Source organism: Sphingomonas sp. (genome assembly GCF_019242355.1).
Classification (GTDB): Bacteria; Pseudomonadota; Alphaproteobacteria; order Sphingomonadales; family Sphingomonadaceae; genus Sphingomicrobium.
Window position 1 is genome coordinate 1 of sequence record NZ_JAFAVR010000102.1, and the last position, 8657, is coordinate 8657.

General features: G+C 65.6%; 5 protein-coding genes. 4 read left to right on the top strand and 1 reads right to left on the bottom strand.

Annotated elements, in window-relative coordinates:
* The 4 genes from JOZ79_RS04780 to JOZ79_RS04795 all read left to right on the top strand — a co-directional run.
* The coding region (locus JOZ79_RS04780; protein ID WP_294071345.1) for a ParB/RepB/Spo0J family partition protein at positions 1 to 1930 on the top strand (1930 nt) is incomplete at its 5' end.
* 59 nt (positions 1931 to 1989) lie between these two features.
* On the top strand, positions 1990 to 3036 hold the full coding sequence (locus JOZ79_RS04785) for a toprim domain-containing protein (RefSeq protein ID WP_294071348.1): 1047 nt from the start codon (positions 1990 to 1992) through the stop codon (positions 3034 to 3036).
* Between the two features lie 302 nt (positions 3037 to 3338).
* Positions 3339 to 4271 carry a DUF2493 domain-containing protein gene (locus tag JOZ79_RS04790; protein WP_294071351.1) on the top strand — a complete coding sequence of 311 codons (933 nt, stop codon included), beginning with the start codon at positions 3339 to 3341 and terminating at the stop codon, positions 4269 to 4271.
* A 460-nt stretch (positions 4272 to 4731) separates the two neighbouring features.
* Positions 4732 to 8025: a PAS domain S-box protein gene (locus tag JOZ79_RS04795; RefSeq protein ID WP_294071354.1), complete on the top strand. Its 3294-nt coding sequence runs from the start codon at positions 4732 to 4734 to the stop codon at positions 8023 to 8025.
* A gap of 14 nt (positions 8026 to 8039) precedes the next feature.
* On the opposite strand, the gene JOZ79_RS04800 is transcribed toward JOZ79_RS04795, so the two are convergent.
* Positions 8040 to 8513 (bottom strand): GNAT family N-acetyltransferase, encoded by a 474-nt coding sequence (locus tag JOZ79_RS04800; RefSeq protein WP_294071357.1) that lies wholly within the window; start codon positions 8511 to 8513, stop codon positions 8040 to 8042.
* Between the last annotated feature and the right edge of the window lie 144 nt (positions 8514 to 8657).

Below are 8657 nucleotides of genomic sequence, written 5' to 3' on the forward strand. Positions count from 1 at the left end.
CGAGGTGCCGGCCGGCGGCCGCCGCTTCCGTGCGCTCGAAAAGCTGGTGAAGCAGCGCCGGATGGCGAAGACCGAGCCGGTGCCCTGCATCGTCCGCGACGATGATCAGATCTCGGCCGAGGAAGACTCGCTCGCCGAAAACGTCCATCGCGAGGCGCTGCATCCGCTCGACCAGTTCCGCGCGATGCAGCAGCTCGTGACCCAGGGCACCGACATCGAGACCGTCGCCGCCACGTTCATGACGACGCCGGCTGTCGTGAAGCAGCGGCTGCGGCTCGCTTCCGTCTCGCCAAAGCTGCACGATGTCTATGCCGAAGACGGCATGACCCTCGAGCAGCTGATGGCGTTCTCGGTCTCTAATGATCATGAGCGACATGAGCAGGTCTGGGACTTGCTGCAGTCGAGCTACAACAAGCAGCCCTATATGATCCGCTCGAAGCTCACCGAGGATGCGGTGCGCGCGACCGACAAGCGCGTCCGCTTCGTCGGCCTCGACGCTTACGAGGCGGCCGGCGGGTACGTTCTGCGCGACCTGTTCGAGGACGATCAGGGCGGGTGGCTGCAGGATATTACCCTGCTCGATCGCATGGTCGACGAGAAGCTGAAGGCCAAAGGCGCGCGCATCGGCGAGGAAGGCTGGAAGTGGGTCGCGGTCGCGGTCGACTTTCCCTACGACTATGACGACGGCATGCGCGCGATCGACGGCGACCAGCCCGAGATGACCGAGGAGGATGAGGTCCGGCTCGCCGCCCTTCGCGAGGAAGCCGAGGCACTCGAAGCGGAATGGTCGGGCGCCGGCGACGTGCCGGACGAGGTCGATGCCCGCGTCACCGCCATCGACGAGGAGATCAGCGCGATCGTCTCGCGACCGCTCGTCTACCAGCCGACCGAGATGGCCCGTGCCGGCGTCTTCGTCAGCATCGACATCGACGGCTCGCTCTACATCGAGCGCGGCTACATCCGCCCGGAGGATGAGCCGGCCGAGGAAACCGTTGAACGCGACGAGCAGGCCGCCGCGGGGATAGACGACTCTGATGATCGGACGGAAGACGACGCTTACGGTCCCGCCATCGTATCCGTCGGCGGCGCCACCGGTGCCGAGGACGGTGGCGATGAGGACGAGCATGACGACCTGCTGCGGCCGCTGCCCGACCGGCTGGTCACCGAGCTGACCACCCACCGCACGCTCGCGCTGCGCAATGCGGTGGCGTCGCATCCGCAGGTCGCGTTCGCGGCCGTTCTCCACGCGCTCGCGCTCGACACGTTCTATCATTACTCGTCGGGCACGAGCTGCGTGGAAATCTCGGTTCGCGGCGGCAGCCTCGGCACGCATGCGCCGGGGCTCAACGACAGTCCGTCGGCGCGTGCGATCGACGAACGGCACGAGAGCTGGGCGGCACGGTTGCCCGACCAGCCGCAAGACCTGTGGGAGGTGCTGACCGCGCTCAGCGCCGACGACCAGGCGGCGCTCTTCGCGCACTGCGCGTCGTTCGGGGTCAATGCCGTGTGGGAACCGGCCAACCGCTTCAACGAGGGCCGCGTCTCCGCGCGGGCCGTCGCGGGGCGGATCGACCACAGTCACGTCCTCGGCCGCGCTGCGGACCTCGACATGGTCGCTGCCGGTTGGACCGCGACCGTCGACAACTACCTTGGTCGCGTAACGAAGGTTCGCATCCTCAGCGCCGTCGGCGAAGCGAAAGGTGCGGACGTTTCGGCCCGCATCGCCGGACTGAAGAAGCCCGACATGGCCAAAGAAGCCGAACGCCTGCTTGCCGACAGCGGCTGGCTTGCCGAGCCTTTGCGCACGCCGTCTGCCGACCCCTTCGAAGAACCGGCGGCAATCGACGGTGAACCAGCCGTGGCGTCCGGAGCGGAGCCGGAGCACGATGGTGAGGGGGTCGAGGAGCCCTTTGCCATCGCGGCTGAATAACGGCCTTGTGACCTTGGGGCCTGTCGGATCGGCAGGCCCCATTATCTTTGGAGACGTATATGGCCTCCATCGCTTCGAACCTTTCCCAGCGGCTCGCCGACAATGCCGAGGCCGTCTGCCGGCGCTATCTGTCCAAGGGTCGCAAGGAAGGCCGCTATTGGCTTGTTGGCGACGTGCACAACACGCCCGGACGCAGTCTCTATGTCCGCCTGTCCGCGTCTACCGACGGGCGCGGCGCCGCCGGCAAGTGGACTGATGCGCAGAGCGGCGATCATGGCGATCTGCTCGACATCATCGCCGCCGCTGGCGATTGCCGCACGATGCGCGAGACGCTGGACGAAGCTCGCCGCTTCCTCAGCATGCCGTTGCCACCACCGGTCGAGGAGAAGCCGGAGCGTCGAAGCAAGGTGCCGACCGGCACGCCCGAAGCATCCCGTCGCCTGCGCGCTGCGTCGAAGCCGATCGCCCGCAGCCTTGTCGCGACCTATCTCGCAACTCGGAGCATCACCGACCTCACCGGCTGCGATGCGCTCGGCTATCATCCGCATTGCTGGTATCGCGCATCTGAAGACGACGATCCCGACGTTCGGCCGGCATGGCCCGCAATGATCGCGGCCGTCACCGATCTCGACGGCACCGTCACCGGCGTCCATCGCACCTGGCTGACGCTCGACGGGTCCGACAAGGCGCCGGTCGCCTATCCGCGGCGTGCGATGGGCCATCTTCTCGGCCACGGCGTTCGCTTCGGGCGAAGCGGACGGGTCATGCTCGCGGGCGAGGGCATCGAAACCATGCTGTCGCTCCGTCAGGTCATGCCCACCACCGGGACGATCGCGGGCCTGTCCGCCGCCCATCTCGCCGCGATCCTGTTCCCGGCCAATCTGAAACGCCTTTATGTCGCCCGCGATGATGATCCCGCTGGCACGGGCGCATTGGCGACGCTGACCGACCGTGCAGGCGAAACCCGAATCGAGATTGTGCCGCTCGAACCGCGGCTTGACGACTTCAACAGCGACTTGCGTGCTTTTGGCCGGGAACGGTTGGCGGCGAGCGTGCGCGCCCAGCTTCGCGCCGAAGATGTCGAGCATCTCCTGAAGATAAGATGAGCCAGAGACGGCGTTCGCCTCGTGGACGGCACCATCGCCAGACCACCACCGTGAGGGCCTGCCGCGCCCGGCCTTCCTTCAGAGGGCGACTGCGGCAACCGGCTCGGGCCGGCAATGGCTCCGCCGCGGCTATTTTCCGCCGGGGCTGCGCCCCTTTGCAGCGCGAAGCAAAATAGCCGCGCTCCGCCATCCTCCGCTGCGCTTCGGCCGCGCCGCGAGCGCGCGGTGCAAGCCCGAACCGCCCGCCGCCGGGCGTCGCCAGGAAGGCCGCGAGAGGCGCGGCTCCATCGACGGAGGCTCGCATGACGATCGAAACCCATGATGACGCGGACGAACCGCAGCCAGGTTCCACCGCCTATCTCCTGCAGGAAATGCAGCTCTACGGACATCGCCCCTTCGAGGACGAACCCGATCACCGCCCGTTGCCCGACGCCCGCACAACGGCCGGCGCGATCTCAGATATCTTCGACGCTCTGGTCTCCTCACTGATCGACACGCGCATCGAACCCGATCTCGAGGATCTTGCCTGGGGCATCGTCAATGTCTTCCACCGTGCCGGCGAGCGGGTCGAGCGCGAACTTGACGACAATGAGCGAGCGCAGCAGCGCCTGCAGCGCGAGCAGGACGGCAGCGAAGTCAAATCGGTCGAGCTGGAACGTCGCATCGCCGAGGGCATCACGATGATCGAACGCCGCGACACCATGGAATTCCTGCGCGACGCGGCCGCCGACCAGTTTCGCACCCACATTCGCAAGGCGTGGCTCCCGCGCTCTGGCGCGATGGTCAATCGCAACATGCTGACGTCAGCCGTCCTCGATAGCCGCAAGCAGATCGACAAGCGTGCTTACCAGGATGCTCGTGTCCTCAATCCGGATGGCGTGCGGATCGCTTTCACGGGCGGAGCCGACTTCAACGACCATCAGCTGATCTACGCTACGCTTGACAGGGTGCACGCGCAGCTTCCGGACATGATCCTGCTGCATGGCGCGACACCGACGGGCGCCGAACGGATTGCCGCCTGCTGGGCACGCGACCGCAACGTGCCGCAGAAGCCTTACAAGCCCGACTGGGAGCGCCATAAGAAAGCTGCGCCATTCAAACGTAACGACGCGATGCTTGAAGCTGTGCCGAAGGGCGTCATCGTCTTCCCCGGTACCGGCATCCAGAACAATCTCGCCGACAAGGCGCGCAAGATGGGCATCCGGCTGTGGGATTTTCGCAAACGGTCGGGTTGATACCTATCAGTTGCGGCCGTTCGCACGGTTTTCGTTGTTCGAAGCTGCAGCCGGATATCGGACTTGACTTGTAAGACGGGCTCGCTTCCTCCTCGCGGAGTGATGCCGACCGTGTTCAGCACCCGGCGAGCATCTGCGCAATTCAGCTCGCTAGTAGATCATCGCCTGGGCGTTGGTGATACGCGTCTTGGCCCCAAGGGCCAGATTCAGGTTGGGACCACGCGACGCTTATGCTGGCGATCGCTAGCCGGCATGATTGGCCATCGCTATATTGAACCGGGCCGGCGTGGGCACCGGAGGTGGCTTGTCCGAGCCGGAGCGGAACCGCCCAACAACCGTTCTTCTCGAACGAAGCTCGTCAAGAGCGAGAGCTGTCTTCCGGGGATCTACCGTTTGCATGCACGAAACTGACGGAGCTAAGCCAGACGCGCACCTTGGGTTTCTGTCCGGCGGTTACGAGATGAGCCGCTTGATAGCTTCGCACGATTGGACGCCGACCCAGTTGGGATCGATCGAGGATTGGCCACAATCGCTACGGTCGACGCTCTCGGCCTGCCTCGCCTCGCCGCTCGTCACGGCAGTGCTCTGGGGTCCTGAATACCGCCTCCTCTATAATGATGGCTACGCGGCCACCCTCGCCGATCGCCATCCCTGGGCCCTGGGCCGCTCGATCGTTGAGGTCTGGTCGGAGATCAGCGACCTACTAGGTGGGCAGCTCGCCGAGGTCGCTCGGACCGGCCGTGGCTTCGTAACGGAAAGCCAGCGCCTCGTCTTGAACCGCGCCGGGCAAGAAGTGGAGACCCATTGGCTCTACACCTTTGCACCGGTTCGCGGCGAGGACGGTTCGGTCGTCGGCATCCTGAACACTGCGGTCGAGACCACCGCGCAGGTTCTGGCTGAGCGCGCCCGGGTGGAGGCTGAGAGCCGGCTCGGTGCGGCAATGGAGGCGGCGGGGCTTTCGTCCGACTTCCGTGCCCTGTTCGAGGCGGCCCCGACCCCTTTCGTCGTCGTGGCGCCGCCCGAATGGACTATCGTTGCGGCAAACGATGCCCGCCTTCGGATCACCGGCTCGACGCGTGCCCAGGAGATCGGACGGAAGCTGTTCGATCTCTACCCCGACGATCCCGACGACCCCGAAGCGGACGGTGTCCGCAACCTCACCAAGTCGCTAGAGCGCGTCGTGGCAACCGGCGCGACCGACATCATGCCGGTCCAGCGCTACCCGGTCCGCGACGCGTCCGGGCGCTTTGTTGAGCGATGGTGGACGCCGATAAACTCGCCGGTCGTCGGCAGTGACGGCAAGGTCGCGCTCGTCATCCATAGGGTGGAGGAGGTCACCGAACTCGTCCGACTCCGCGGCGAAGCGGAGGCCAGTGACCACCTCGCCCGCGAACAGCAAGCGATTATCGCGCGGCTGCGGGAGTCGGACGCCGCGCTACGCAGCAGCGAGGAACGTAATCGTCGGATCGTCGAGGGCATCAAGGACTATGCGGTGTTCACCATCTCCCCGGATCGAGCGGTGATCGACTGGACACCGGGTGCCGAGGCGGTCTTCGGCTGGACTGCGGACGAGATCGTCGGCCAGCCCGCCGATCTCGTTTTCACGCCTGAGGACCGAGCCGCAGGTGTCCCAGAGCAGGAGCTCGCGACCGCCCGCGAGAAAGGCTGCGCCAACGACGAGCGCTGGCACCTGCGACGCGACGGGTCGCGCTTCTTCGTCGATGGCTCCGTTCGGCCGCTCCACGACGCGACGGGCACGATCACCGCGTTCATCAAGATCGCGCGGGACGAGACCGAACGCCGCGCTGTCGAGGCCAAGCTTCGCGCCAGCGAAGAGTTTAACCGGCAGATCCTCGCGAGTTCGGCGGACTGCATCAAGGTGCTCGACCTGGAGGGCCGCCTCGAATTCATGAGCGAGGGCGGCATGTGCATCATGGAGGTCGAGGATTTCGGCGACGTCGAAGGTGCGTGCTGGCCCGACTTCTGGAGCGGCGAGGAGCACGCCCAGGCTCTCCAAGCGATCAACGAGGCCAGGCAGGGCGGCACCGGCCGCTTCCAAGGGTTCGCCAAAACCTTCAACGGAACGCCACGATGGTGGGACGTCATCGTTACCGCAATGGGCCGCCAGGATGGTGAACCGCAGAAACTTCTTTCGATCTCGCGCGACATCACAGCAAGCAAACAGGCCGAAGTCCAGCTGCGCGAGCTCAACGAAACACTCGAGGCGCGCGTGGCGGAGCGCACCGCCGAGCGCGACCGCATGTGGGACACGTCGCCCGATCTCATGGTGGTGGTCGACTTCGACGGCGTGTTCCGGCGCGTAAACCCCGCTTGGACTGCCGTGCTAGGCTATACAGCTGGCGAACTGGTCGGCCATCATGTCAACCAGTTCGTGGTGGACGAAGACCATCACGAGACGACGGGCGCCTATGAGTTCGCGGCCGAGGGTGGTTCACTGCGGATCGAGAACCGCTATCGCCACAAGGACGGTTCGATCCGTCGCATCTCTTGGGCCGCGGCTCCTGCCGGAGACGTGATCTATGCGACGGGTCGAGACGTGACCGCCGAGCGCCAGGCCGCCGAGGACCTCGCCAGGGCCGAAGATGCGCTGCGCCAGGCGCACAAGATGGAGGCGGTCGGCCAGCTTACGGGTGGCCTTGCCCATGATTTCAACAATCTCCTGACCGGCATGATGGGCAATCTCGAGCTGTTGCAGCTTCGGGTCGCCCGCGGCCGGTTCGAGGACGTCGATCGCCATGTCAGCGCGGCGCAGGGCGCAGGCCGGCGGGCGGCATCGCTCACTCAGCGCCTGCTCGCCTTCTCGCGCCGGCAGACGCTCGATCCCAAGCCCACCAACGTCAACCGCTTGATCGCCGGCATGGAGGAACTGCTTCGCCGGACGGTCGGCGCGACCGTCGACATCGAAGTGGTCGGCGCCGGCGGGTTGTGGACCACGCTGATCGATGCGGGTCAGCTGGAGAACGCGCTGCTCAACCTGTGCATCAACGCGCGCGATGCGATGCCGCACGGGGGCAAGATCACGGTCGAGACCGCCAACAAATGGCTCGACGAGCGGGCAGCCGCAGCGCGTGACCTGGTTCCCGGCCAGTACCTTTCGGTATGCGTGACCGACACCGGCACCGGGATGACGCCCGAGGTGATCGAGCGGGCGTTCGAGCCATTCTACACCACCAAGCCTTTGGGTGAGGGCACCGGCCTCGGCCTATCTATGATCTACGGCTTCGCTCGCCAGTCCGGTGGGCAGGTGCGGATCTACTCGGAGCTGGGTCAGGGCACGACCATGTGCATCTACCTACCCCGCTACATCGGCGATGCCGAGGGCGACGAGGCGGTGGCGCTGACCAGCACGGACGGCGGCGGCAGCGGCGAGACGGTTCTGGTCGTTGATGACGAGGCTACCATCCGGCACCTCATCGACGAGGTGCTCGACGAAATGGGCTACACGGTGATCGGCGGCGCGGACGGCGCCGCCGGGCTGAAGGTGCTGCAGTCGGGCTCGCGTATAGACCTGCTCATCACCGATGTCGGCCTGCCGAACGGCATGAACGGTCGGCAGCTCGCCGATGCGGCGCGCGTGATCCGGCCTGATCTGAAGATCCTCTTCATCACTGGCTACGCAGAGAACGCTGCCGTTGGTAACGGGCTGCTTGAGCCGGGGATGTCCCTGCTCACCAAGCCGTTCACGCTTGACGACCTCAAGCGCAAGGTAAGCGAAATGCTCAGCGCTGCCTGACACGGCAGCCCATTTCAGGCCCAGATGGCAGAAGCGAGGTGGCGGCGCATGTAGCGCGCGCCGGCGCCGTAGCTGGCGAGCTTCGCGCTGTGACCCGCAGATGGCGCTTCCTCGCGAAAGCCCTGACGCTGCCAGAAGGGCGTCGTTTGGTTCACCGCGATAAGAGCGATATCCGTAAAGCGGGCTTCGACGGCCTTCCCGGCAAGTTCGTCGATGACCTTTGCGCCCTGTCCTGAACCTGCGGCATCTGGATGGATTGCGAGATCGTGCAGAAAGAGCGCGTCGCCCTGCTCCGGCAACGAGCCCAAAAGCGTGTTGAGGGGTGGTATCGATCCGAGCGGCCACGGGTAGGCGATCAGGTAACCTTTGAGCGTAAATGCCTCATCCTCCAGGCCGAAGCACCACGCTGGGCTGAGCGCAAGCCGCTCGACGAAGCAGGCCGGATCCTCTGGGTGCTGCGGGAAGGTAAGGGCGGCGATCGCCGCCACCGCGTCAAGATCGGCTTCTCTGAGCGGCCGCCATCTATAATCCGTCACCTCGACCTCCGACGAGCGGGACAACCGACCATTCGCTGCATCGCTCCGGTTCGCTCGGCGTTTGAATGCTCATCCCTCACGGCAATCAGCGAGAAC